This window comes from Halomonas sp. AOP13-D3-9, from assembly GCF_052379125.1.
GTDB lineage: Bacteria > Pseudomonadota > Gammaproteobacteria > Pseudomonadales > Halomonadaceae > Vreelandella.
Window position 1 is genome coordinate 61,338 of sequence record NZ_JBQSYH010000009.1, and the last position, 23,672, is coordinate 85,009.

Genomic DNA, 23,672 nt, shown 5'->3' on the forward strand with positions numbered 1-23,672 from the left:
CGGTGAGCCCGGTCAGGTCTAACCAGCGTTAACACCTCCAAAGGCTGAGTGACATTAGGCCCGCACTTGCTGGTGGTGCGGAGAAGGCATTTATGCCTCAACAACGTAATTACGTAGGAACACCATGAGCGAAAGCTTTGCTGAGCTGTTTGAACAGTCTCTTAACGACATCAACATGGAGCCAGGCGCTATTGTCGCGGCCCAGGTTGTCGACATTGACGGTGACTGGGTTACTGTCAACGCTGGTCTGAAATCTGAAGGTCAGATCCCTGCGTCACAATTCCGCGATGAGCACGGTAATCTGAACATCGCTATCGGTGACGACGTGCACGTTGCACTTGAAGCCGTTGAAGATGGTTTCGGTGAGACGCGTCTGTCTCGTGAAAAAGCCAAGCGTGCAGAAGCTTGGAAGATTCTGGAAGCAGCCTTCGAGAAAGACGAAATCATTAAGGGCGTTATTAACGGTAAGGTTAAAGGCGGCTTCACTGTCGAAGTTGACTCTATCCGCGCCTTCCTGCCGGGCTCGCTGGTTGATGTTCGTCCAGTTCGTGACACTGCGCACCTGGAAAACAAAGAGCTGGACTTTAAAGTCATCAAGCTCGATCCGAAACGCAACAACGTTGTAGTATCACGTCGTGCGGTTCTGGAAGCAGAGAACAGTGCCGAGCGCGAAGCGCTGCTGGCGACTCTGCAAGAAGGCCAGCAGATTAAGGGTATCGTTAAGAACCTGACAGACTACGGCGCTTTCGTAGACCTGGGCGGTGTTGACGGCCTGCTGCACATTACAGACATGGCGTGGAAGCGTATCAAGCATCCGTCCGAAATCGTTGCCGTTGGCGACGAGATCAACGTCAAGGTTCTGAAGTTTGACCGTGAACGCAATCGCGTTTCACTGGGTCTTAAGCAGTTGGGCGAAGATCCGTGGGTCAACATTAAAGAGCGTTATCCGGAAGGCATGAAAGTGCACGCGGTCGTCACTAACCTGACTGACTACGGCTGCTTTGCCGAACTGGAAGAGGGTGTTGAAGGTCTGGTTCACGTGTCTGAAATGGACTGGACCAACAAAAACATCCATCCGTCTAAAGTCGTTCAAGTGGGCGATGATGTTGACGTCATGGTGTTGGATATCGACGAAGAGCGTCGTCGTATTTCTCTGGGTATCAAGCAGTGCACTGCTAACCCGTGGGAAACCTTCAACACTGACTACAACAAGGGCGACCGCGTTTCAGGTACCATCAAGTCAATTACTGACTTCGGTATCTTTATCGGCCTTGAAGGTGGTATTGACGGTCTGGTTCACTTGTCTGATATTTCTTGGACGGATACTGGCGAAGAAGCTGTACGCAGCTTTAAGAAAGGCGACGAAGCTGAAGCCGTTATCCTGTCTATTGATCCGGAGCGCGAGCGCATCTCGCTGGGTATCAAGCAGATGGATTCCGACCCCGTTGCTGAGTACCTGTCAGTTAACGATAAGGGCAGCATTGTAACCGGTCGTGTCATTGAAGTTGATGCTAAAGAAGCTCAAGTTGAATTGGCGACTGACGTTATTGCATTGCTGAAGGCGTCTGAAATAAGTGCTGACCGCGTAGAAGACGCGCGTAATGTTCTGAATGAAGGCGATAGCGTTGAAGCTCGTATTGTTAGCGTCGATCGTAAGAGCCGTCAGATTAACCTGTCGGTAAAAGCGAAAGACCAGGATGATACGCGTCAGAACCTGAAGAAGATGCGTGAGCAAGAGCCGGAAACAGCAGGTGGTCCGACCACTATCGGTGACTTGATCAAGCAGCAAATGGGCCAAGACTAATTATTGATTAGTTGTTGGTTTGTAAAAGCGCCGCCCTTATGGGCGGCGCTTTTGTTTGTGGGGTTGACCGCTTTGTAGTACTTGAGCGCTTGTAATAGCTCAGCAGATTGGTTCGCATAGTCGTCATATGCTATTTGGGTTAAACTCTTTAAACGGCAATTGAGTTTTAAAAAACGATTAGTAATTGAGTGAAAATCAACTAGACTGTTGTCAGTTACTCTTTTTACAGGAATAATGTCCCTGCATTCTGAACTAGTGGGTGCCAAGGTTGTCGATCTGCACCTAAGCCAGTTAGATCCCGTTCAGTTGAACCTCGTTCAGTTGGATACGATATTAAAGGAACCCCGATGTCATTACTTAACGAATATATCCAAAAAGAACAGCAGCTAAAGCAGCTTCAAGAAGATCTGCAGCGCTTAGAAGGCGATCAGCGCCTGAAAAGCGAGTTGGAATTCAAGGCCAAGCTTGAAGCGCTAATGACTGAGTTCGGCAAACGTCCGGCCGATGTTATTGCCTTATTAGACCCTGCTGCTGACCAGCGCAGTACTAAAACCACTGCGAGTGGCAACGCCCGCCGTAAGCGTCGTCTTAAAATTTACAAAAACCCCAAGACAGGGGAAGTGATCGAAACTCGCGGTGGCAACCATAAAGGTCTGCGTAGCTGGAAAGACCAGTATGGCGATGAAACCGTAGAATCTTGGTTGGAGCGTATGGAAGACTAAGTTAGCTAAAAACCGGCATTTCTGTACAGAAATGCCGGTTTTTTATTAGCATATATCTCAGCTATGCCTCAGTGCCTGTATCATCGCTGTTAGCCTATTAATGGGATACGAAGTTCTAAATGATTTGCTTTCCATAATACCTGAGGTGGATGGCCGCTAACGTGGCAAGCATCCTGCCTGTGGAGCAGATACCAAATGGTCTGCGTCAAAGCGCCATAAAGATCAGCTAAGTTGTCAAAGTCAGTGCTCGCGTAGTAATGGGTGGGAATGTCGACCCGCCGATAGGGAACTGGAAGCGCAATATCCTGGGCATTGTCCGTTTCGGCCAAGTAAAGGCCAAAGTCGGTACGGTAAGCATGAGACGATTCATTATTAAGCGCGTTAACCTTATCTGCGAGTATGTCAGGTAGTACAATAATCGTCGTTGATAGCCGCAGACGCGCCTGTAAGCACGATAGCTGCTTATTGTGGTAGCTGGTTTCCCCCAGCCCCTTAATACGCTCGGGCGCGTTATAGAGGCGCATTAGGATCATTTGGCGGCGGCCACTGCTTTTTTCGATACGTGTGTTAAAGCCATACTCGGGCATCGGGTTGTGGAAAGCCGCTTTCAGCGTTTGCCGAAAGTTGCGTGGACTCAACTGATAACGACGTTGAAAGGCCCGTGAAAACGATGAGTGGTTGTGGTACCCACAACGTATCGCAATTTGCGCTATATTGAGAGGGGTAAGCCCTAGTAGCACCGCCGCTCGTTCCAGCCGCCTTATTTCACGGTAGGCGCTGGGTGATATGTGGAAGCTTTGGCGAAATTGACGCCTAACTTGGGAAGACGAATACCCTATGTGATTAGCAAGGTCTTCAATGCCGAGTTGCTTATCAAGTGTGTCTTGCAGCCAGATCTCAGCTCGTGTCATTGCGTTGAACATTATCTGGCCTCTCATGCGTGAATCGTACAGGTCGTGCTTATCTCGCCTGTAGTGCACTCTCCTAGTGCGTTAGTGTTAGTAACCTCGCTGAAAAAGAAAAAATTCAGCGTACAGATGAGCGTTGAATCTCTATTCAGGCTACTTGTGGGTATTGTTGATGCGAAGAAGCATCAATTTAATGAGTTGTCGCTGACTGTGACGTGTTTGATAAGTGTGCTTGTTACCCTTATATACCTATTGATGCTGCCTTTATGCTGGCAATTGGGTAACAAAGGCAAGTTTGCTCGCTATCTTTACGCGTTTGTGCACAGTTTTCGCCAAAAAAAGCTATGTTGGCAGTCATATCGACCATTTCAAGCAAGGTGTAAATGAAACATCGATGAAATATCAAAAGGTTCAAAAGCCGGTGGATGAGCGTGAAAAGCTGCGCAAGTTTCGTGAATTAGACGACGCCTTCGCGCAGGCTTTGCGTCAATTAGATGATCCAGAGAGCGATTTCGATATACCGACAGGTCCACCGGTACGTTCGCTCGCTGCATTGGAAGAAGAAGATGAAGAAATTCAGCAGAAAAAACAGCAACAAGATCAGGAGCGCATGTTCAAGCAGCGCTTTGAGGCTTTGTTGAATGAGTATAGTGTGGATCATTGCGATCTGGCTGAGCTGATCGAAGCACTGCTTTGCCATGGGATATGGCAGCAGGATGTAGTGCCTGGCAGTTAGCACCTGCAAAGCATAGCAAGAGTCTTTGCAGGTGCTTTTAGGCTAACGGTAGCGATAAATCCGCAAACTGGGCAAAAACACATCTTGCTCTAGTTTCTCGTCGCTTCGACGTGCCCGTGTGCGGGTGGTGGGGGGCTCTAATGCAGGCAGGTTAATGTGGGGCAGTCGCTGGTTATTGTCAGGCACAAAAATAGGCATGGCGGCATTCAGTGCCCGTCGTGTATGCCCATCGTCGAGCGGTTCGGTAAAAAACAGGTTGGCCCGCATCAGCGGTGCCTGGGTTTGTACCTGGGCGAGTACTTCGCCACTTGGGATGCTGGCGAGTTTGCGAAGCTGAATACCAATATGCGGCGCATCGGTATCGAGTTGCAAAAGCTTGTGTTCAGCTTCTTGCACAGATAGACGTTTAATAGAGCGACCACTGCTGTACCAAGCGAAACGAACCCGTGAGACAGGCGCCTGGGCGATAGGCAACTGCCGCCAACTCTGCTTAAGGTGCAAGCGGGCAAGCCCATTGCGGCGTAACACTTCATCAACGTGAGGATGGCGTCGGGGCAAGCGACTTTTTGCATCGCTAAGTGCCTGTGGAAATTCCTGTTTAATATGCTGAAGTAGCTCGCTAAAGCTGGCTTTGGCATGATTAACGGCGCCTATTGCTTTTAGTAGTTCGTCATTAGCGGCCACTACGGCAATATAATTGCGCGTCTCACGTCCATCTTGACCCTGCTCATGCCACATATCGAGCAGGGCTTTACGCAGCCAGTCGCTAGACGGTGTCGTTTGATGAAAGACCCACGTAGCCGATGGCTGCTGTTCATATAGCAAGACAGCGGTTTCAATGGTTTCAAGTAGATGATCAAACTGCTGCTCCAATTGAAGCAGCAGTTGATAGGCCGAAGGCGATGATGGGTTAGCGTGTATATCGGCCATAGACAGTGCCTTTAGGTGAGCGGTGCATCCTTGTCGGCCTGCGCCAGCAGCGTTTCTATATCGGCTTCATCCATTGCGGATTCGCCCGATATGCGGTGCGACTCATCGGCCCAGGCGCCCAAATCTAAAAGTTGGCAGCGCTTGCTGCAGAACGGTCGATAAGTGCTTTCTGGCAACCAGGGCACGTGCTTAGCGCACTGCGGGCAATTAACTTCTAGCGGGGAATCGTTTGCAGGGCGAGCCATAAAAACTCCAATTGCGTTAACAAGCGCGATATCTCAGTAGTTGAGCTGTCGACGGTAGGTTTTATCAAGCTGTGCCACTTGTTTCATCATGCTGGCGTGGTCACCGCTGTTATCTATCACGTCATCTGCCTTTGCTAACCGTTGTTCGCGGGAAAGCTGGGCGGCGAGAATAGCACGCACTTGGCTTTCACTCACCCCATCACGTTGCTGGGTTCGGGATAATTGTAGCGCTTTGGGCACGTCGACAACCACTGCACGATTAACTAGCGCATTTTGTCCCGACTCAAACAGTAAGGGTGACACAAGCAGCACATAGGGTGCGCCCTGGATCTTAAGGCGCTCTAAATGCTGCAGTAGTCGATGCCTTATTTTGGGGTGTGTGACAGATTCTAGCCACTGCCGCTGTGCTGGATCGTCAAAAACAATCTCGCGTAGGGCGGCACGATTAAGCGTGCCATCCTGATGCATAACCTGATCACCGAAGTGTTCTTTAATGGCTGATAGTGCTGGTTCCCCAGGTAAGACTATTTCCCTGGCGACATCGTCGGCATCAACCCAGGCGGCGCCGAGTGTTTCGAAGGCGAGCGCAACGGTCGATTTACCCGACCCAATGCCACCCGTTAATCCGATAATCATCTGCTGCCTCGCTTAGCTAACTTTTACATAGCTAAATTTTATATAGCTGAGTTTATATAGTTGAGCTTCATATCGCTTATTTTTACATAAGCAGGCTGAGATATAGCGCCATGATTTCATCACCGACTAACAACGCTACCCAGCCCGCGAGGGCGAGAAAAGGACCGAAAGGAAGCGGTGTGCCGCGTAGGCGTGGTGAGCAAGCCTGGGCAAGCAGGCCAACAATGGCCCCAAGGCCTGCGGAAAGTAGCAAAATCAGCGGTAAAAAACTCCATCCCAGCCAGGCGCCCAGCGCCGCCAGCAGCTTAAAGTCGCCGTAGCCCATCCCTTCCTTGCCGGTGATCAGCTTGAATAGCCAATAAAAACTCCACAGGGAAAGATAGCCCACCATGGCGCCGATAACGGCACTTGGCAGTATAAGTGGCTGGAAAAGAAGCTGAAACAGTAACCCTGTCCAAAGCAAGGGTAGGGTGATCACGTCGGGCAGTAACTGGGTGCGAAAGTCGATTACGGCAAGCACTAACAGCATTAGGCAAGCGGTGTAAATGAACAGCGCCTCTACCGTAAGCCCATGGAGTGCGAGTACCGCTATGGCCAACAAGCCACCGGCTATTTCGACCAGTGGATATTGAACGCTAATCGGCGTTTGGCACGCAGCACAGCGTCCGCGCCGCTTTATCCAGCCAATCAGTGGAAGGTTGTCGTGCCATGCGATAGGGGCTTCACAGCGTGGGCACATGGAGCCCGGCGTGGCCAAATTAAAACGGGGTGTGGGTTCCGAGCTAAGTTCAAGTGCTTCGCGGGCTTCGCTACGCCAGCCACGCATTAGCATCACCGGCAGCCGCGTAATTACCACATTTAGAAAGCTGCCTAAGCATAGCCCAATCAATAAAACGATTAACCACAGGATGATGGAAGGGTGATGCATGTCGCTCCTTGGGTTTCTTTAAATGGGCAGTGTTTAAACGTGTGCATCTTAGAGCGCAGAGCCTAAATCGAAGATGGGTAAGTACATAGAGACCACCACGCCGCCGACCAGCACGCCCAGTACGACAATAATAACCGGCTCCATCAGCGACGTAAGAGCATCGACCTTATTATCGACTTCTTCTTCGTAGTAATCCGCGACGCGATTCAGCATGGCATCAAGCGAGCCCGCCTCTTCACCGATGCTCACCATTTGGATTGCCAAAGGGGGGAAGCGGTTGGTCATCCGCATCGCGAAGTGTAACTGTTGCCCAGTGGCTACATCCTGGCGAGTCTGTACCACTGCGCGTTCATAGACTTTGTTACCTGTGGCGCCGGCGGCGGTGTCTAAGCCCTCAACGAGCGGGACGCCGGAGGCAAAGGTGGTCGCTAATGTGCGCGAAAAACGAGCGATGGCGGATTTATGCATAATATCGCCAATGACCGGTAAGCGAAGCAGCAGTGCGTGCATGCGGTAGGCGATGATAGGCGAGCGCTGAATGCTTATCTTGACTAGCAGAACGGCGGTAACCACTGCACCGAGCGCTACTAGCCAATAACGCTGGGCAAGCTCGGATAAATTCACCGTCATCTGGGTCAAAGCAGGCAGTTCAGCGCCAAAACTTTGGAACATACTTTCAAATTCAGGTACCACTTTGATTAACAGCAGCATGGTCACTGCAATACCTATCGTCATCACGGCGGTGGGGTACCAAAGCGCTTTCTTGACCCGCGCTTTCAGCGACTCGACCTTCTCTTTATAGGTCGCAATACGATCAAGCATCTGATCCAGCGCACCCGATTGTTCGCCTGCGTCGACTAGGTTAACAAACAGCCGATCAAACTGCTTTGGGTGGCGGCGCAAGGCGTCAGAGAAGCTTGAACCCGACGACACATCGCTCATCATATGCTGAACCAGGGCAACCATGGCGGGCTTTTTGAGACTTTCTGCCACTACCTGAAGCGCCTGCAGTAAGGGAATGCCCGCACGAATCATGGTGGCCATTTGGCGCGCAAAGATCATGACATCGTTGGGGTTAATGCGACCGCTGCCACCCAGGTTGCCCTTTTTACTAATCCGTCGGATAACAATATCCTGCTTGGTTAGTTCAGCGGCTACTTCAGCTTTACTGCGGCCAATCATTTCACCGCTTAGCGGTCTATTCTGCGGGCCTTTACCACTCCATTTCCAGCGCGCTAGCTTGATGGCGGGCGTTTGGCGACGACGTGCCGTTTTAGCCATGCCTTACTCCTTGCTCACTCGGTTAACCTCTTCCAGGCTGGTAATACCCTGCATGACTTTTAATAACCCGCTGCGGTGAAGACTTGGATAGCCCTCCTTGCGCGCCTGCTGGTCAATATCTAATGCATTGGCATCACGCATAATCAACTGGCGCATGGCTTCCGTAATGGGGACTACCTCATAAATACCAATACGGCCTTTATAACCGTGGGTGCAGCGTTTGCAACCGACCGGTTTGTAAATAGTTGCCTGGTGGAGCTCCTCACTGCTAAAGCCTTCTTTACGTAGCGCTTCGTGGGGAATCTCAATGGGCTCTTTGCAATGGGTGCATAGTTTGCGCGCCAGACGCTGGGCAATAATCAAGCTAACGGCGCTGGCGATGTTAAACGATGAGACGCCCATATTAGCCAGCCGTGTCAGTGTTTCAGCTGCGGAGTTGGTATGTACCGTGGAGAGCACTAAGTGGCCTGTCTGGGCGGCTTTAACGGCAATTTCGGCGGTCTCAAGGTCGCGAATTTCCCCGACCATGACCACATCTGGGTCTTGGCGCAGAAACGCCCTGAGCGCACTGGCAAAATCGAGGCCGATTTTGGGTAATACGTTTACCTGGTTAATACCAGCGACTTTGATCTCGACCGGATCTTCGGCGGTGCAAATATTGCGCTCAACTTTATTAAGTATATTAATGCCGGTATACAGCGATACGGTCTTACCACTGCCGGTGGGGCCGGTTACCAGGATCATGCCTTGGGGTTGTTTTAACGCCTGTTCATAATGGCCACGCTGCTCATCGGTGAAGCCAAGCTGCTCAATACCCAGCTGTGCGGCGGTGGGGTCTAAAATCCGCAGTACCAGCTTTTCCCCGTAGACGGTAGGCAATGAGTTAACCCGGAAATCCAGCGAGCGGGTGCGGGAAAGCTTAAGTTTTATTGCCCCATCCTGAGGTAAGCGACGCTCGGAAATATCGAGGCGCGCCATAATTTTCAGGCGCGCCGCGATACGGTTGCGCATGGCAAAGGGGGGGCGTGCCACTTCTATTAGCATCCCATCAATACGAAAACGCACTCGGTAGAGCGTTTCGTAGGGCTCGAAATGGATATCGGATGCCCCCCGGCGGATCGCATCCAACAGAATTTTATTCACAAATTTGACGATGGGCGCGTCTTCGCTATTTTGGGAAGACTCTTCCAGCGGTACCTCGTTACCATCGTTATTCTGAACAATGCTCAGCGAGCTCACCGCATCGTCAATATCGTCGAGCTCATCCAACATGCCGCGCTCGTTTTGCGCCAGGTAGCTATTGAGGGCGACGGTAATTTGATCAACGGGCGCAAGGATACCCTCAACGCTAAGGCCCGTTGCAAACTGCAATTCATCCAGTTGCGTCAACGTGGCGGGGTAAGGCACCGCGACCGTGAGGCGATGACCGTGGCGAGCTAATGGCAGAATGTTAAGGCTTTGCAGCACTTTAATGGGGTAGTCAGAAGCTGAGGGCAGTGCGGTAAGCCGCACAGTCTCCAAGTCAATGACCGGCAGCCCATACTCCCAACCAGCCGCTAATGTGGCTTCGATAGGGTCGACCAGGCCGCTTTCGATAACATGCTGAAGTAGCGATATTTCTAAATCCGACGCGGTTGTTTCCGCCGTGGTGGCCTGACCATCGGTTAGCAGACCGTGCTTAACCAAGCGCTGGGCAATACCGCGCAGGCCACCACGCGCAGCGGCGTGACTTAACGTCGACTCGAAAGGAGGCTGGCTCATCCAAAAAACCTGTTTTACATCAATGTAGGCATGTCACTTGTACCATAAACCAGCGTTGACGGGCATTAAATGACTAATCCTGCCAAGCCGCTAAAGTAGCAGAACCGTGGGCCGATAAGGTTAACAGAGGTTATTGAAAAAATAGTTATCGTAAGCTAGTGTGAACGCAATTATTTCTAATTCTTTTTAAGGATCCACGTTCCTTTTAAAGGCTTGCCCTTTCCCCTTCAGGAGATTCCTTCATGCAGAATGCTGCACAACCCATCACTCGCAACACCAAGCAAGGCGGTTTCACGCTGATTGAGCTAATGATTGTCGTTGCGATTATTGGTGTATTGGCTTCTATTGCCATACCTCAATATCAAAATTATGTAGGTCGCGCGCAAGCCGCACAGGCTTTCACAGCTACAGCAGGGTTGAGGACTGATATTGGTTTATATTTTTCTGAGAATGGAAACTTTGTAGGCTATCAAACTCTAAACGGTAACCCTTCGTACATTTCCAATACTGCAGGTCAAATTGGTGGTGAATACGTCAGTAGTGTGACACTGAACGGGCAAGCGAGCGGTGGGTTTACGGTGGCGTTTGATAATGGCGTTCATAGTGGCTCTTCAATGGTGATTCAGCCACTTATCAGCAATGGGACTACCAATGATGCAGTGGCAACTGCTAGTACTAGTACCAGCGGTGGGCAAATTACTGGGTGGCGCTGTAGCAGCACCTCTATCGGCGATACCTTTCTTCCTTCAGCATCTCGTCCGTAAACCTTTACTATTAGTTTTAAAGGGCCCTCTCGGGCCTTTTTCTAATTCCATACTTCCTGCGCATTTGTTCTTTACACTTTAAGTTCTAACCTCAGCGAGGAGCTTACAGTGAATCCCACCAAACAGATTGCCATGAGTGCGCTTGGCGCGCTGCTGCTACTCAATAGCGCCGCCTTTGCTCAGCCTGACCATGCCTCTGCCCACGGCGCCCGTGATAAGAATCACAATATGCGTGACCAAGGTCAGCAGCATGAATCTAGTCGACCCAGCCAATCCCGCGATGAACGGGTCGATCTGCCTCGCATCAACGAGCGTGAGCTACGCCAGATATTTCGCCAACATGACGCGCCGCGAGCCGAAGCGTTGCCGCCGGGTATTCAGCGCAACCTTGAGCGTGGCAAACCGTTACCGCCGGGTATCGCCAAGCGTTTTGACGGCCAGCTAGCGTCTCAATTGCCGCACTACCCAGGCTATGAGTGGGAACGTGTGGGCGCTGACGTTGTGTTAATCGAAGCTGCCACGCGCATCGTGGTGGATGTGTTGGTAGATGTATTGCGTTAACTACGGCGATCCAAAGGCGGTATGACTCGAAAATTACGTCACGGCGGCTTATGGTAGAGGCTCATAGCATTACCGCGTTCTAAAGAGAGGTTCAATGAGCGATCACACACTAGCCGCACGTCTTGAAATTACTATCGCTATTGCCGAGGAAGCAGGGCAGATGATTATCAGGGCGCGGGAACAGCAGGACTTTGCCCAGCGCTTAAAAAAGGATAATGAACTGGTCACCGATGTGGATGTGGCCGTCGACAAGCTTATTAGTCAGCGCCTGGAGGAACACTTTCCTGGTGAAGCGCGGCTAAGTGAAGAGCTTGCCCCAGAAAGCGCTGTGCATGCAACGGCGCCGCAGCTTTGGGTGGTGGACCCTATTGATGGCACGGTTAATTTTGCCCAAGGACTTCGTCACGTAGCGGTCTCCATTGGCTGGATGGAAGATGGCGTTGCCAAGGTGGGCGTTGTTCATGCACCGTTTTTAGGCGAGACTTTTAGCGCTGCCGAAGGCACCGGGGCTTATTGCAGCGGTAAATCCATACAGCCCAGTAGTGCAGATTCACTGGTGCACACTTTGGTAGGGACGGGGTTTCCCTATCGTAAAGAGGAGCGTAAGCACCTGTTGAAGCGGTTAGAAGCTGTGCTATTTGAGTGCCGAGATATTCGTCGCAATGGCGCTGCGGCGCTCGATATATGCGATGTGGCCTGTGGCCGCCTGGATGCGTATTACGAGAGTGTTTCGCCCTGGGATTTCGTCGCGGGTTGGGTGATTGCCCGCGAGGCCGGTGCAAGAGTAGGGCACCTATATCCAGTACCAACAGGGGTGCCGGAAGATATTTACCCAGATCATTTAATCGTAGCGGCCCCCGGTGTCTATGATGCCATGGCCTATCTGTTGCTTGAGGCGGATCAACGCAAAACATAAAGGTTTAGCAGAGTTTTGACAGTGTGCGACAAATACTTGAAAAGAAAGCGCTATAAAGGCTTTTCATTTATGCAGGAAACCGCTATTATACGCACCGTCTTGAGGCAAAGATGTAGGAGCCAATAAAGACAGCGGAGCGTGGCGCAGCTTGGTAGCGCGTTGCAATGGGGTTGCAAAGGTCGCAGGTTCGAATCCTGTCGCTCCGACCAAAGATTATTAAAAACCGCCGATTTGGTTAAAACCAATCGGCGGTTTTTTTTGGCTTAGTAAAATTTCGGAAAAACGAGTAGATCAGGAGAGGCCTGAAGGCGCCGAGTTTAGTACTGTATGCCGTCGCAGATTCTGTTTGAAAAATATGAAGAGGTAGCGCAACTCGATGGCATGGTTTCGGCGGCGCCACTGGTGGCAAGGATCTGATACTGCCATATGTAGAAAACAAAGTGCGTAAAAGGCAGTTAAGTACGAATTTAAGTGAGCGTTTAAGCAGAGCCTGGCAGAGGTATGCAAACTAAGCTTTATGATGTATAAGCATTGAACATATGGTGTAATATGTGCGTGAAGTGCAATCGTTAATTATTCAAAATAAAGGATACTACCCATGGCATCAGTGCTGAGTGCTTACATTGAAAAAGAACAGATGTTGAAGCAGTTGCAAGAAGAGCTAAAAGCGCTTGAAAATAACAGTGAGTTGAAAAAAGAGATTGAGTTTAAAGAAAAATTACAATCGCTCATGACGGAACATGGCAAATTGGCGCAAGATGTATGTGCCATGCTTGATGCTTCCTATCGTAGAACTTCCAGTAAGAATACGAAGACTAGCAGTACGGATGGTCGTAAGAAACGTCCATTGAAGATCTACCGGAATCCCCATTCTGGCGAAGTGGTTGAAACCCGTGGAGGTAATCATAAGGTAATTCAAGAATGGAAAGCTAAATTTGGTAATGAAGAGGTAGTGAGTTGGGTTGTAGAGGAACGCGTGTAGTTGACACTTTAAACATCAAAATGCCCCATTTCGAGGCATTTTGATGCTTTGCCTATCTATTTTACCAATAGCGTGGTCAGCGTTGATGGCGGGCAAGGTTGTTAATCGTAATAGCCACAGAAAGCATAATGATGCAGCTAATACCAATGGGTAAAATAGGACATGGCCAGCCTGATTGATGCACATTTTCGCTACCCGCTACGGCAGTTAATGCTGCGGTGGCACCAGGAAGGGTGTACTCATATCTAAATAATCGATACCAGGGTGACCTCAAAGCAGTGCATCCATACCATGGTAGCGACATCGGTTATGTCACTAACACGCTATGCTTCGAGATCACTCTGGAGCCATCCCGTTATTACCGCACGGTGGATAGCCAATCGCTCATTGAAGCGGCAATGAAGAAAAACCCAGAGCGCCATCAGTTCACCACAGATGGGATGTTGAGATAGTTAGGTCTATGAATGCAGCAGCTGGGTAATACGATTCGGCTAATGCTCTAAACTACCAGGGGTAGTGGTTAATAGCGCTTTCCGTTAAGCTCTTCAGCAATTTTTACTTGCCCTGTTACGAGGTGTTTGTATGAGGCGCCTGATAAGGCTGTCTGCAATACCATTATCAGTACTCATGATAGCTGGTTGCTCAGATCCCAAAATTGATACTAGCTCCATGCCTGCGTCGGTTGTCTCTGTTGAAGAAGTGCGTAACTCGTTGCCTTCCTACAAGCGCGATGAGTTTGATCAAGGATTGATCATCATCGCCACGTCAACGTCGTTTAGTGGTATCGATATTCTCAACCCTCACCGCATGAATGCTGCTGAGATTGCCGAAACAGCCAATGCGCAAATGCACGGGTTAACGGGGGATCAGGTGATCCAGCGTGCCGATCAGATCCTGCGCGAACGCCGTGTGCGCGAGCGCGAGCAGGCGATTCGTACTTTAAGGCGTCTGGAAGAGAAGCAAGCACAAGCCGCCAGTGATCAGCAGCAGCTAGCGCGGTTCACCATTGATAGTGCTCGCTATTACATCGGCGCAAGCCCCTATGGCGCCCCAGAGCCAGTGATTGATCTTGAAGTGACCAATGGCACGGATCAGGCTATTGCTGAGCTGCTGTTGAGGGGCGTTGTGACTAGCTCTGACCGCTCGGTGCCTTGGGTTGATGAGTCTTTCTACTACGTTGTTCCTAGTGGCATTGAGCCGGGGGAAACGCTGGAGTGGAGCCTGGCACCCAACCGATTTGGCCCCTGGGGAAATGCCCAAATACCCACTGATGCAGAACTGACAGTAACCCTGGAAGGGCTGAAGGGGAGTGATGAGCAGCTTCTATGGAACTCCCCTGAGCTAACAGAGCGTGAAATGGCCAAGCTTGAACGATTGCGGGAGGAGTATGGCGGCGTTGCGCTGTCGGGTGTGGAGTAAGCATCGTGCGAAGTAAACGATGCCAAACCCACAGCGCCCCATCGGTTGTCCGATAGGGCGCATGCATAGATATTGTTAAGGTGGTCTTTAAATAGTTTTGTTAATTAGCTTTGTTACAAAGCCGCGGTGTTACCTACTCTTTGGCTTCATGGTCGGCGAGAGCGGCAACAACTGCCTCTTCCCACTGCCCTTCGGTTAGCCCCCAGTGCTCCATTTCTGCCTGATCGGCGCTGCCTTCCGACGCCTCGCGCAGTTTGTCGACGCTGCTGCTTTCATAGCAGTGCTTGGCGAAATCTTTGGTTTTTACATCTTTTAACTGGTTAATCATCGACATATTGAGTTCCTTTCAAGGTCAATAGTGAGGTGTTGCCTGATAAGTGTAGCTATTCTGGCCACTTTTACCTGACTTGGTTCCCTGCACTGTTTAGCTGTCGTGAGAAAAAGGTAGAGAAGGCTTTCCGTGGGTTTAGGCGGCTATCAGCGCATCGATAAAAATCTTACCGGCGATACTCGCTAGCAGCAGCATAACCAAATTATCGAACCAGTAGTGGGGCAGCCGATTGCCCAGGCGAGCGCCGAGCGGCATGGCGGCAAGTATGATTACCAGGGCCAGGATACTAAAAAGGAAGCGTTCTAGGGTTAAAATACCTGCGTTTAAAAGCGCCGGTATTTGAACGATGGTAATGGCGACGAAGAAAACCGAGATTGAACCAATAAATACGTTACGTTTTAACTGCATCGCATTGAGAAACGTAACCGAAGCGGGCGCTGACATGCCTGCCGCACCTTGAAGTATGCCAGCGAGTAGCCCAATGGGAATCACTAGGCGCGTAGCGATATTAAAAGGCAGGGCGATGCGACGTTTCATGACTTTGATGATCAGGTAAAGCACGATCACACCTGCGACACCCAGTGATAGTATATCGGGAGATAAAACGATTAATCCCCAGGTGCCCAGAACAATGCCTAGCCCGCCTGCAATAGAGAAAGCCGCTAAAATGCGCAGGGGCAATAAGTGGCGTCGATATTGCCATACCTGTAAGGCATTGCTAAATAGGTTAGGCGCGACTAGTAGGGCGATTGCGAGTTGAACGTCGTACAGCATGGTGAGAACGGGCACGACAATCACTGGCACGCCTGAGCCGATGGCCCCTTTGACGATGCCTGCAACTAGCAGGGCTATAAACGCAATCGATAGCATAAAAGACTACTCGGCCCACCTTTAGCGCACAGCCGCCATTCTAATGGCAGCGGTGCGTATTGTTTATTCAGGATTTAGCGCCGTTAGTTGAGTACGTAGCAAGGCGTATAGTGCTGACCATCAAGCTTCATCCGGCCTTGGGCCACGAAAGAGGTCAGTAGCTCATCCAGGCGTTGCATCAATTCGGGTTCGGCGGTCAGTACAAAGGGACCATGAGCTTCGATGGCACGAATACCGGGCTCTTTGACGTTGCCCGCTACAATTCCCGAGAAAGCGCGGCGCAGATTGGCGGCGAGCTCGTGGGTGGGCTGCTGGCGGTGCAGGGCCAAGGCGCGCATAGCTTCGTGCGTCGGCTCAAAGGTGGCCTGGAAGTCGCGCGCAATGGTCAATCGCCAGTTGTAGTAGAAAGCATCCTGATGGGTGCGCCGGAATTCAGCGATTTCATCGATACCGTGACGCATGGCGCGCGCTACCGCGACCGGGTCGCCAGTAATAATGGTGTAGTAGCGGCGAATGTCTTCACCCAGGGTATAGACCAGGAACTCATCAATTTTCTGAAAGTAGGCCGCAGAATTGGCGGGCCCGGTGAAGATTAACGGAAAGGGAATATCCTTGTTGCTGGGGTGCAGCAGAATGCCCAGTAAATAGAGAATCTCTTCCGCAGTGCCGACCCCGCCGGGGAACACGATAATCCCATGACCCAGGCGCACAAAGGCTTCTAGCCGCTTTTCAATGTCGGGCATTACCACCAGTTCATTGACGATGGGATTGGGCGCTTCGGCAGCGATAATGCCGGGCTCTGAAATGCCTAAATAACGGCCTTCCTTGCGCCGCTGCTTAGCATGGGCAACGTTAGCGCCTTTCATAGGGCCTTTCATTGCGCCAGGGCCACAGCCGGTACAAATGTCCAAATCGCGCAGACCTAAGTGGTAACCCACATCTTTGGTATATTCGTACTCTTCCCGGGAAATAGAGTGACCGCCCCAACACACCACCAGGCTAGGATCGCGGCCAGGTTTTAGCGTGCCCGCTTTGCGCAGAATGTGGAAAACCGCATTGGTGGTACCTTCGCCCGTGCTAAGGTCAAAACGATTGTGGTGTTGAATCTCATTGTAGACGTAAACAATATCGCGAATGATTGAGGACAGATGCTCACGAATACCGCGAATCATACGGCCATCAACAAAGGCTTCGGCGGGCGCGTTGGTTAGTTTTAAGCGAATACCACGGTCTTGCTGTAGCACTTCAATATCAAAATCTTTATAGGCTTCTAAAATCGCCAGACTGTCGTCGCTGGGGTTGCCACAATTGAGTACTGCCAACGCGCAGCGCCGAAGCAGATCGTGTAGGCCGCTTTGAGAAGTTTTGTGCAGCCGATTAACTTCATGCTGAGAGAGTACTTCGAGGCTTCCTTCGGGAGAAATGATGCTGGAGAGGGTGGCGCGAGGTTGAACGTTTTCGGTCATTAGCGGGGCTGTCCCTAATCGTGTGATGTCTCCTTGCATACTACCATGACCACGCAGCGGGTACAGCGCAGCGGCTGGCCTCCTCGGCTGTGCTATTATGAGGCATATTTTCAAGGGCGGCGGCAGTAGAGAGTTAACCGTTAAAGACCGTTACCCAAGACCATGGCGCTTCACTATGTTTAATGCCCACTATTTTCGTACCTTTATTACGCTTGTTGAAACAGGCAGTTTTACCCGCACAGCTCAGCGGTTAGAAATGACCCAGCCGGGCGTCAGCCAGCATGTTCGTAAGTTGGAAGGGTATTTAAATAAAGAGTTGCTAGAGCGTAAGGGGCGGAGCTTTACGTTAACCGAATCGGGGCGGCGTGCTTACGATTACGCCTTAAAGCTATTTGCTGAACATGAGCAATTCCGTCACGGACTAGACGATGACTCTTTGGATAGCGGTGACTGCCGTATTGCTTCACCGGGCAGCGTTGGCCTGATGTTTTATCCGTATATATTGGGGCAGCAGCAAATGCACCCTAATCTAACGGTTAACTATAGCTTTGCGTTTAATCACGAAATCGTCAATGACCTGCTCGAAGGGCGCTATGACATCGGTATAGTCACCGAGGCAATGCGCCACCCCGAGCTTGATTGCACAATCTGGCACCAAGAACCGCTCTGCCTCGTGGTGCCAGCTGATTTTGCGGGTAACACGCTGTCCGATTTAATGGGTATTGGTTTTCTCAATTATTACGACGGGATTAACCACGCCAATGCGCTGCTGCGCGCGAATTACCCCGACGAGTTTCGCTCAATGACGCATTTCCGCCATCAAGGCTTTACCAATGAAGTCAGTATGGTGCTGGATGCGGTGGCAAGGGGGTTGGGGTTTACCGTGGTCTCGCGGCTGGTATTGGAGACCTCGCCCTGGCAGCGTCAGGTCAAAGCGCTGAACCTTCCTAACGCGGTCAATGAAGTGCTTTATTTGTTGCGCCGCCGCGACTCGGTGCTGCCCAAGCGCTACGAGAAGCTGTTAGACGGTTTTCACGCTCAGCGCCTGCAAGAAAAAACGCCCCCCGTACCATCGAATAGCTAGCGCCGTCGAATAGTTAGGTTCCAGGGGCGTTTATATTTTTTCAGACGTTACTGCTTTACGGCCTGCTGATCAATCGCGATATTCATCAATGCTCGGGCAAGAGCAGATCAGTTGCCGGTCGCCAAAGACGTTATCGACACGGTTCACTGCGGGCCAGTACTTAGCGGCCTGGACAGCCGCGGTCGGGAAAGCGGCCAACTGACGGTCATAAGGCCGCGGCCAGTCGCTATCCATTAGATCCGCCTGGGTATGCGGAGCATTGACCAGCGGGTTATTGTCCAGCGGCCATTCACCACTCTCCACTCGGGCGATCTCTGCCCGGATAGCAATCATCGCATCGCAGAAACGATCAATTTCATACAGCGACTCCGATTCGGTCGGTTCGATCATTAGCGTGCCCGGCACCGGGAACGACATGGTCGGCGCGTGGAAACCGTAATCCATCAGGCGCTTGGCGATATCCTCTTCGCTAATCCCCGAGGCCGCTTTGAGCGGACGAATATCGATAATGCATTCGTGGGCGACGGTGCTGTTCTGGCCGCGGTAAAGAATTGGGAATGAAGCCTCTAAACGCTTGGCAATGTAGTTGGCGTTTAGGATGGCAAGCTCGGTGGCTTCCCGCAGACCGCGGGCACCCATCATCTTAATGTAGGCCCAGGAGATGGGTAGGATTGAGGCACTGCCAAACGCTGCCGCGGACACTGCGCCGCTATCAGCGTTAACGCCGTTGATCGGTGTCACCACATGATTAGACACATAAGGCGCGAGGTGCGCTTTAACGCCGATAGGCCCCATACCCGGGCCACCGCCACCGTGGGGAATACAGAACGTTTTATGCAGGTTAAGGTGAGACACATCGCCGCCAAAATCGCCGGGGCGGGTTAATCCGACCTGAGCGTTCATGTTGGCGCCATCGATATACACCTGGCCACCGTTGTCGTGAACGACCTTGCATGCTTCGCGCACGCTGGTTTCAAACACGCCGTGTGTGGACGGGTAGGTCAGCATGATGGCTGAGAGCTGATCGCGATGTTGCTCGGCTTTAGCGCGCAGATCTGCCATATCGATATTGCCGTTTTGGTCGCACTCGACCACCACCACCTTCATCTGAACCATCGCCGCCGAGGCTGGGTTGGTGCCGTGGGCGGAACTGGGAATCAAACAGACATCGCGATGGCCTTCACCCTGGGCCGCCTGGTAGCGGCGAATCGCTACTAGGCCAGCGTATTCACCCTGAGCACCGGAGTTGGGCTGCATCGAGAGATGATCATAGCCGGTGACTTCGACCAGGAAGGCCGAGAGCTCGTCGATCATTTGCTGATAGCCAGCTACCTGGTCGCGGGGCGCGAAGGGGTGCAGATGCGCAAACGAAGGCCAGGAGACCGGGATCATTTCGCTGGTGGCGTTAAGCTTCATGGTGCAGGAGCCAAGCGGGATCATCGCATGGGCAAGCGACAGATCCTTATTTTCCAGACGCTTTAAGTAGCGCAGCATTTCGGTTTCGCTGCGGTAACGGTTAAAGGTAGGGTGGCTCAAAAAGTCGCTTTCGCGCTGGCAGGCAGCGGGAATGCCTGAAGCGCCGTCAGCCACTACCTGCTCGTCCAGCACGGCGACGGAAAGGCCGTGCTCATCGCCCAGTAGAACGTCAAACAGCGCTACCACATCGTGGGCGGTGGTGGTTTCATCCAGGCTGATTCCCACATCGCCATTGGTGAAGTAGTGCAGGTTAATATCGTGGGTCATGGCGCGGCCATGAATCTTGCCTGCGTCAACGCCTGTCAAGCGCAGCGTATCAAACCAGCTGTCATGGGCGAGCGTTACGCCTGCCTGCTTAAGGCCCTCGGCAAGCAGCGTGGCTAGGCGGTGAACGCGACCGGCAATTTTGCGCAGCCCTTCAGCGCCGTGATAAGTAGCGTAGAAGCCTGCGATATTGGCCAGCAGCGCCTGGGCAGTACAGATGTTGGAGGTCGCTTTTTCGCGGCGGATATGCTGCTCGCGAGTCTGCATTGCCATGCGCAGGGCGGTATTGCCGCGGCTATCTTTTGATACGCCGATGATACGCCCAGGAATCGAACGCTTGAGCTTGTCGGAAGTCGCAAAGAACGCCGCATGGGGGCCGCCAAAGCCCATGGGTACACCAAAGCGTTGGGAGTTGCCGACGACAATGTCAGCGCCCAGTTTGCCGGGTTCTTTAAGCAGCACCAGGCTTAAAAGATCGCTGGCCACACAGGTCATGATATTGCGTTCAGCCGCGGCGCTTAATAGCGGTGCCAGCTCGCGCACTTCACCACTGGCAGAGGGGTACTGGACAAGTGCCCCAAACACATCGTGCTTAGCCAACTCTTCAGCTGGGCCGGTGATTAGCTCAAAACCAAAAAACTCGGCGCGGGTTTTAACCACGTCCAGGGTTTGCGGGAAAACGTCGTCGGCGACGAAGAAGGCGTTGGATTTGCTTTTCTTATTGCCGCGCTTACACAGCGCCATGGCTTCGGCGGCGGCGGTGGCTTCGTCAAGCAGCGACGCATTCGCCAACTCCATACCGGTTAGATCCATCACCACTTGTTGGAAGTTCAGCAAGCCTTCCAGGCGGCCTTGCGAAATCTCCGGCTGGTAGGGGGTATAGGCCGTGTACCAGCCCGGGTTTTCCAATACGTTACGCTGAATCACCGCGGGCATATGGGTGCCATAGTAGCCCTGACCAATATAACTTTTGGCTACCCGATTTTGCCGCGCTAGCTGCGCCAAGTACTCAAGTGCCTCGGCTTCGCTACGTGGCTCATCGAGCGCTAGCTCGCGGTTAAGGCGGATATCGCTCGGCACGGTCTGTTCTATCAGATCTTCCATGTGCTGCATGTTGAGCGCTTTTAACATGGTGGCCACGTCACCTTGACTTGGACCATTATGACGTTTGATAAAAGCATCGTGATCGGCCAGCTCGGCCAGACGGCGTGTTTCAAAAGACATGAAGAAGATTCCGGACGTTAAGAGAGAACCGTGCAGGAGCAAACAGCGCAAAGCCTGCCGTTAAGGGCAGGCTCAAGAATGCAAAACTTACTCGTCGGCGCTTAGCGTTGCTTGATAGGCGTCTGCGTCTAGCAGGCCATCAAGGGCGTCGCCTTCTAAGCGCACTTTCATGATCCAACCACCTTCGTAAGGCGCTTCATTGACTGTTTCAGGGGCGTCTTCAAGGGCTTCATTGACTTCGACGACTTCGCCCACCACCGGCGAGTAGAGATCTGAAGCGGCCTTGACCGATTCGATAACGCCAAACTCTTGGCCTTTGCTTAGGGCGGTTCCCACTTCGGGCAGTTCAACAAACACGACATCGCCGAGCGCCTGCTGGGCGTGATCAGTAATGCCCACGGTAACGGTGCCGTCTTGATTATCCAGCACCCACTCGTGGCTTTCCGCGTAACGAAGATTAGTAGGAAGATTGCTCATGGTGTTTTCCTATATGAAACAGTTTTCTGGGCCCGAGCATACTAGCGGTTGTCGTTCGCCTTGGCGACTAGTGGCTGGGGTAGATCGAGCGAATAAGCAAGCATGTTAACGTGTTTCCAATCGGAAACAAATTTCTTCGTTGCTTCAAAGCTTGCTGTGTAGCGTTATCGGCTCAGGTACTTTTCGCAGGGTTTGTGCGGAAGATTGGGTTATGAAAAAAGCGGTATCCTCTATGCACAAGCGACATCACCCTAGATGCTTGCTAAGTTTATGGTGTAAAACATTCAAATCGTGCGCTAACCAACAATAGCGACGTTAGGGCTAGCCCGTAATCGCAACAAGCCAATAATACACACCCATATTGCATACCAACAAAGTGAGGAGATGGACATGGAAGCATTAACTAGCCTCTTAGGGGCGATCAACGGCGTGGTCTGGGGGCCCGTCATGTTGGTTCTGCTGCTCGGTGTGGGGATTTACCTGCAGCTTGGCTTGAAACTGATGCCGATTAGGAAGCTCGGCATGGGTTTCAAGCTAATGTGGGCGGGACGTGATGCTAAGCCGGGTGTGGGTAAAGCGGCGCCGGCTAAAGAGGGTGACGAAGGGGAAATATCCCCCTTTGACGCTTTGATGACCGCACTCTCGGCGACCATCGGCACCGGTAATATTGCCGGTGTCGCCACGGCCATTGCGTTAGGTGGCCCCGGCGCTGTGTTTTGGATGTGGATTACCGCGCTGGTGGGGATGGCAACAAAATTTGCCGAAGCGGTGCTGGCGGTACGTTACCGTGAAACGGATAGCACCGGTTTCCACGTGGGCGGTCCGATGTTCTACATCAAAAATGGCCTGGGTAAAAAATGGCTATGGTTGGGCGGATTATTCGCTTTCTTTGGTGCCGTGGCAGCGTTCGGCATTGGTAATACCGTCCAGTCCAATTCCGTTGCTGATGCCATGGACGCCACCTTCGGTGTGCCGCACTGGCTAACGGGCGTGATCATTATGGTGTTGGCGGGCGCGGTGATTCTGGGCGGCATCAAGCGCATCGCTAAAGTGGCGGGTAAGCTGGTGCCTATTATGGGCATTGCCTACGTAGTGGCTGGCCTGCTGGTCTTGATCATCAATGCCGGGCAGATCGGTGAGGCCTTTGGCTTAATCTTTTACTACGCCTTTAACCCCATGGCGGCAGCCGGTGGTTTTGCCGGGGCAGCGGTTATGGCGGCGATTCGTTTTGGTGTAGCACGCGGTATCTTCTCTAATGAGGCGGGTTTGGGTAGCGCGCCTATCGCTCACGCGGCGGCCAAAACCAAAAACCCGGTGCGTCAGGGCTTAATCGCGATGCTGGGTACCTTTATCGATACCATCGTTGTGTGCACCATTACTGCACTGGTGATTTTGACCTCCACGGTATGGATCGAAGGCGAAGCCGGGGCGTCGCTCACCGCGCTCTCGTTTGATGCAGCGCTGCCAGGTTTTGGTAATCAGATCGTGGCGGTGGCGTTAGCCATTTTTGCCTTTACCACCATCCTGGGCTGGTCATTTTACGGTGAGAAGTGCTGCCAGTTCCTGTTTGGCACCCGCTCAATTATGATCTATCGGGTGCTGTTCGTACTGGCTATCCCATTGGGCGCTATCGCGCAACTGGGCTTTATCTGGCTCATGGCGGATACCTTCAATGCCATGATGGCGATCCCTAACCTGATTGCCTTGGCACTGCTTTCGCCGGTAGTCTTTAAGCTAACCAAGGACTATTTCGACGGCAAAGACGTATTGCCGGGTGAAGAGTTGGATCACGATCAATAATAGCCGCAGCGCGTTAATCGGCGCTGTCGATGGACGTGAATAACGGTAGAGTCGGGAAGGCACTAATCAGGTGGCTTCCCGTCTTAT

Annotated in this window: 23 protein-coding genes and 1 tRNA gene; 11 read left to right on the plus strand and 13 right to left on the minus strand. The window is 52.0% G+C overall.

Features of this window, described 5'->3' with window-relative positions; translation table 11 throughout:
• Positions 1–124 precede the first annotated feature (124 nt).
• Positions 125–1,804, plus strand: coding sequence for a 30S ribosomal protein S1 (gene rpsA / locus ACT3UM_RS11400; RefSeq protein WP_498898858.1), 1,680 nt, complete (start codon positions 125–127; stop codon positions 1,802–1,804).
• Positions 1,805–2,151: 347 nt separating this feature from the next.
• A complete protein-coding gene (locus ACT3UM_RS11405; protein WP_498898860.1) occupies positions 2,152–2,526 on the plus strand; it encodes a histone-like nucleoid-structuring protein, MvaT/MvaU family in 375 nt (124 codons plus the stop codon).
• Positions 2,527–2,615: 89 nt separating this feature from the next.
• Here ACT3UM_RS11405 and ACT3UM_RS11410 read toward each other — a convergent pair whose 3' ends face one another.
• The gene (locus tag ACT3UM_RS11410) at positions 2,616–3,449 is read right to left on the minus strand and encodes a helix-turn-helix transcriptional regulator (RefSeq protein ID WP_498898862.1); all 834 of its coding nucleotides are present in this window, start codon (positions 3,447–3,449) and stop codon (positions 2,616–2,618) included.
• 280 nt (positions 3,450–3,729) lie between these two features.
• Here ACT3UM_RS11410 and ACT3UM_RS11415 point away from each other — a divergent pair, with 280 nt between their 5' ends.
• Entirely contained in the window at positions 3,730–4,170 is a 441-nt protein-coding gene (locus ACT3UM_RS11415) for a hypothetical protein (RefSeq protein ID WP_498898864.1), read from the plus strand.
• A gap of 42 nt (positions 4,171–4,212) precedes the next feature.
• Here the strand turns inward: ACT3UM_RS11415 and ACT3UM_RS11420 are convergent, their stop codons facing one another.
• The 6 genes from ACT3UM_RS11420 to pilB all read right to left on the minus strand — a co-directional run bounded on the left by ACT3UM_RS11420 (position 4,213) and on the right by pilB (position 9,951).
• Positions 4,213–5,100 (minus strand): DNA replication terminus site-binding protein, encoded by an 888-nt coding sequence (locus ACT3UM_RS11420; protein ID WP_498898865.1) that lies wholly within the window; start codon positions 5,098–5,100, stop codon positions 4,213–4,215.
• An 11-nt stretch (positions 5,101–5,111) separates the two neighbouring features.
• On the minus strand, positions 5,112–5,345 hold the full coding sequence (yacG, locus tag ACT3UM_RS11425) for a DNA gyrase inhibitor YacG (protein ID WP_498898867.1): 234 nt from the start codon (positions 5,343–5,345) through the stop codon (positions 5,112–5,114).
• A gap of 33 nt (positions 5,346–5,378) precedes the next feature.
• The gene (gene coaE / locus ACT3UM_RS11430; RefSeq protein ID WP_498898869.1) at positions 5,379–5,981 is read right to left on the minus strand and encodes a dephospho-CoA kinase; all 603 of its coding nucleotides are present in this window, start codon (positions 5,979–5,981) and stop codon (positions 5,379–5,381) included.
• An 82-nt stretch (positions 5,982–6,063) separates the two neighbouring features.
• Entirely contained in the window at positions 6,064–6,909 is an 846-nt protein-coding gene (locus ACT3UM_RS11435; protein ID WP_498898870.1) for a prepilin peptidase, read from the minus strand.
• Positions 6,910–6,957: 48 nt separating this feature from the next.
• A complete protein-coding gene (locus ACT3UM_RS11440; RefSeq protein ID WP_498898872.1) occupies positions 6,958–8,190 on the minus strand; it encodes a type II secretion system F family protein in 1,233 nt (410 codons plus the stop codon).
• 3 nt (positions 8,191–8,193) lie between these two features.
• Complete coding sequence (gene pilB / locus ACT3UM_RS11445) at positions 8,194–9,951, minus strand: type IV-A pilus assembly ATPase PilB (RefSeq protein ID WP_498898874.1); 1,758 nt, start codon at positions 9,949–9,951, stop codon at positions 8,194–8,196.
• Positions 9,952–10,193: 242 nt separating this feature from the next.
• Here pilB and ACT3UM_RS11450 point away from each other — a divergent pair, with 242 nt between their 5' ends.
• From ACT3UM_RS11450 to ACT3UM_RS11470, 5 genes are all read left to right on the plus strand, one after another.
• Positions 10,194–10,715: a pilin gene (locus tag ACT3UM_RS11450; RefSeq protein WP_498898876.1), complete on the plus strand. Its 522-nt coding sequence runs from the start codon at positions 10,194–10,196 to the stop codon at positions 10,713–10,715.
• A 108-nt stretch (positions 10,716–10,823) separates the two neighbouring features.
• A complete protein-coding gene (locus ACT3UM_RS11455) occupies positions 10,824–11,276 on the plus strand; it encodes an anti-virulence regulator CigR family protein (protein ID WP_498898878.1) in 453 nt (150 codons plus the stop codon).
• A 94-nt stretch (positions 11,277–11,370) separates the two neighbouring features.
• On the plus strand, positions 11,371–12,192 hold the full coding sequence (locus tag ACT3UM_RS11460) for an inositol monophosphatase family protein (protein ID WP_498898880.1): 822 nt from the start codon (positions 11,371–11,373) through the stop codon (positions 12,190–12,192).
• A gap of 132 nt (positions 12,193–12,324) precedes the next feature.
• Positions 12,325–12,401: transfer RNA gene (locus ACT3UM_RS11465), tRNA-Pro, on the plus strand.
• 389 nt (positions 12,402–12,790) lie between these two features.
• Complete coding sequence (locus tag ACT3UM_RS11470; RefSeq protein ID WP_498898882.1) at positions 12,791–13,174, plus strand: histone-like nucleoid-structuring protein, MvaT/MvaU family; 384 nt, start codon at positions 12,791–12,793, stop codon at positions 13,172–13,174.
• Between the two features lie 76 nt (positions 13,175–13,250).
• Here the strand turns inward: ACT3UM_RS11470 and ACT3UM_RS11475 are convergent, their stop codons facing one another.
• Positions 13,251–13,478, minus strand: coding sequence for an HPP family protein (locus ACT3UM_RS11475; RefSeq protein WP_498898884.1), 228 nt, complete (start codon positions 13,476–13,478; stop codon positions 13,251–13,253).
• Positions 13,479–13,756: 278 nt separating this feature from the next.
• On the opposite strand from ACT3UM_RS11475, the gene ACT3UM_RS11480 reads away from it, so the two are divergent.
• Complete coding sequence (locus ACT3UM_RS11480; RefSeq protein WP_498898886.1) at positions 13,757–14,593, plus strand: DUF6694 family lipoprotein; 837 nt, start codon at positions 13,757–13,759, stop codon at positions 14,591–14,593.
• Positions 14,594–14,726: 133 nt separating this feature from the next.
• On the opposite strand, the gene ACT3UM_RS11485 is transcribed toward ACT3UM_RS11480, so the two are convergent.
• From ACT3UM_RS11485 to ppnN, 3 genes are all read right to left on the minus strand, one after another.
• Positions 14,727–14,927 (minus strand): hypothetical protein, encoded by a 201-nt coding sequence (locus ACT3UM_RS11485; RefSeq protein ID WP_035579145.1) that lies wholly within the window; start codon positions 14,925–14,927, stop codon positions 14,727–14,729.
• A gap of 132 nt (positions 14,928–15,059) precedes the next feature.
• The gene (locus ACT3UM_RS11490) at positions 15,060–15,794 is read right to left on the minus strand and encodes a sulfite exporter TauE/SafE family protein (RefSeq protein ID WP_498898888.1); all 735 of its coding nucleotides are present in this window, start codon (positions 15,792–15,794) and stop codon (positions 15,060–15,062) included.
• Positions 15,795–15,877: 83 nt separating this feature from the next.
• Positions 15,878–17,260, minus strand: a complete 1,383-nt coding sequence (gene ppnN / locus ACT3UM_RS11495; protein WP_144812485.1) for a nucleotide 5'-monophosphate nucleosidase PpnN — start codon at positions 17,258–17,260, stop codon at positions 15,878–15,880.
• Positions 17,261–17,435: 175 nt separating this feature from the next.
• Here ppnN and ACT3UM_RS11500 point away from each other — a divergent pair, with 175 nt between their 5' ends.
• Complete coding sequence (locus ACT3UM_RS11500; protein WP_498898891.1) at positions 17,436–18,344, plus strand: LysR family transcriptional regulator; 909 nt, start codon at positions 17,436–17,438, stop codon at positions 18,342–18,344.
• Between the two features lie 69 nt (positions 18,345–18,413).
• On the opposite strand, the gene gcvP is transcribed toward ACT3UM_RS11500, so the two are convergent.
• The gene (gene gcvP, locus ACT3UM_RS11505) at positions 18,414–21,308 is read right to left on the minus strand and encodes an aminomethyl-transferring glycine dehydrogenase (RefSeq protein ID WP_498898893.1); all 2,895 of its coding nucleotides are present in this window, start codon (positions 21,306–21,308) and stop codon (positions 18,414–18,416) included.
• Positions 21,309–21,395: 87 nt separating this feature from the next.
• On the minus strand, positions 21,396–21,785 hold the full coding sequence (gene gcvH / locus ACT3UM_RS11510) for a glycine cleavage system protein GcvH (RefSeq protein ID WP_498898895.1): 390 nt from the start codon (positions 21,783–21,785) through the stop codon (positions 21,396–21,398).
• Positions 21,786–22,175: 390 nt separating this feature from the next.
• On the opposite strand from gcvH, the gene ACT3UM_RS11515 reads away from it, so the two are divergent.
• Positions 22,176–23,585, plus strand: coding sequence for an alanine/glycine:cation symporter family protein (locus ACT3UM_RS11515; RefSeq protein WP_035579164.1), 1,410 nt, complete (start codon positions 22,176–22,178; stop codon positions 23,583–23,585).
• Positions 23,586–23,672 lie beyond the last annotated feature (87 nt).

Coding starts and splice junctions, on each gene's coding strand:
- ACT3UM_RS11460 (WP_498898880.1), top strand. CDS start 11,371: ATGAGCGATCACACACTAGCCGCACGTCTTGAAATTACTATCGCTATT.
- ACT3UM_RS11450 (WP_498898876.1), top strand. CDS start 10,194: ATGCAGAATGCTGCACAACCCATCACTCGCAACACCAAGCAAGGCGGT.
- gcvP (WP_498898893.1), bottom strand. CDS start 21,308: ATGTCTTTTGAAACACGCCGTCTGGCCGAGCTGGCCGATCACGATGCT.
- ACT3UM_RS11420 (WP_498898865.1), bottom strand. CDS start 5,100: ATGGCCGATATACACGCTAACCCATCATCGCCTTCGGCCTATCAACTG.
- ACT3UM_RS11475 (WP_498898884.1), bottom strand. CDS start 13,478: ATGTCGCTACCATGGTATGGATGCACTGCTTTGAGGTCACCCTGGTAT.
- ACT3UM_RS11500 (WP_498898891.1), top strand. CDS start 17,436: ATGTTTAATGCCCACTATTTTCGTACCTTTATTACGCTTGTTGAAACA.
- ACT3UM_RS11480 (WP_498898886.1), top strand. CDS start 13,757: ATGAGGCGCCTGATAAGGCTGTCTGCAATACCATTATCAGTACTCATG.
- pilB (WP_498898874.1), bottom strand. CDS start 9,951: ATGAGCCAGCCTCCTTTCGAGTCGACGTTAAGTCACGCCGCTGCGCGT.
- ppnN (WP_144812485.1), bottom strand. CDS start 17,260: ATGACCGAAAACGTTCAACCTCGCGCCACCCTCTCCAGCATCATTTCT.
- coaE (WP_498898869.1), bottom strand. CDS start 5,981: ATGATTATCGGATTAACGGGTGGCATTGGGTCGGGTAAATCGACCGTT.
- ACT3UM_RS11405 (WP_498898860.1), top strand. CDS start 2,152: ATGTCATTACTTAACGAATATATCCAAAAAGAACAGCAGCTAAAGCAG.
- ACT3UM_RS11440 (WP_498898872.1), bottom strand. CDS start 8,190: ATGGCTAAAACGGCACGTCGTCGCCAAACGCCCGCCATCAAGCTAGCG.
- ACT3UM_RS11485 (WP_035579145.1), bottom strand. CDS start 14,927: ATGTCGATGATTAACCAGTTAAAAGATGTAAAAACCAAAGATTTCGCC.
- ACT3UM_RS11470 (WP_498898882.1), top strand. CDS start 12,791: ATGGCATCAGTGCTGAGTGCTTACATTGAAAAAGAACAGATGTTGAAG.
- gcvH (WP_498898895.1), bottom strand. CDS start 21,785: ATGAGCAATCTTCCTACTAATCTTCGTTACGCGGAAAGCCACGAGTGG.
- rpsA (WP_498898858.1), top strand. CDS start 125: ATGAGCGAAAGCTTTGCTGAGCTGTTTGAACAGTCTCTTAACGACATC.
- ACT3UM_RS11435 (WP_498898870.1), bottom strand. CDS start 6,909: ATGCATCACCCTTCCATCATCCTGTGGTTAATCGTTTTATTGATTGGG.
- ACT3UM_RS11515 (WP_035579164.1), top strand. CDS start 22,176: ATGGAAGCATTAACTAGCCTCTTAGGGGCGATCAACGGCGTGGTCTGG.
- ACT3UM_RS11410 (WP_498898862.1), bottom strand. CDS start 3,449: ATGTTCAACGCAATGACACGAGCTGAGATCTGGCTGCAAGACACACTT.
- ACT3UM_RS11490 (WP_498898888.1), bottom strand. CDS start 15,794: ATGCTATCGATTGCGTTTATAGCCCTGCTAGTTGCAGGCATCGTCAAA.
- yacG (WP_498898867.1), bottom strand. CDS start 5,345: ATGGCTCGCCCTGCAAACGATTCCCCGCTAGAAGTTAATTGCCCGCAG.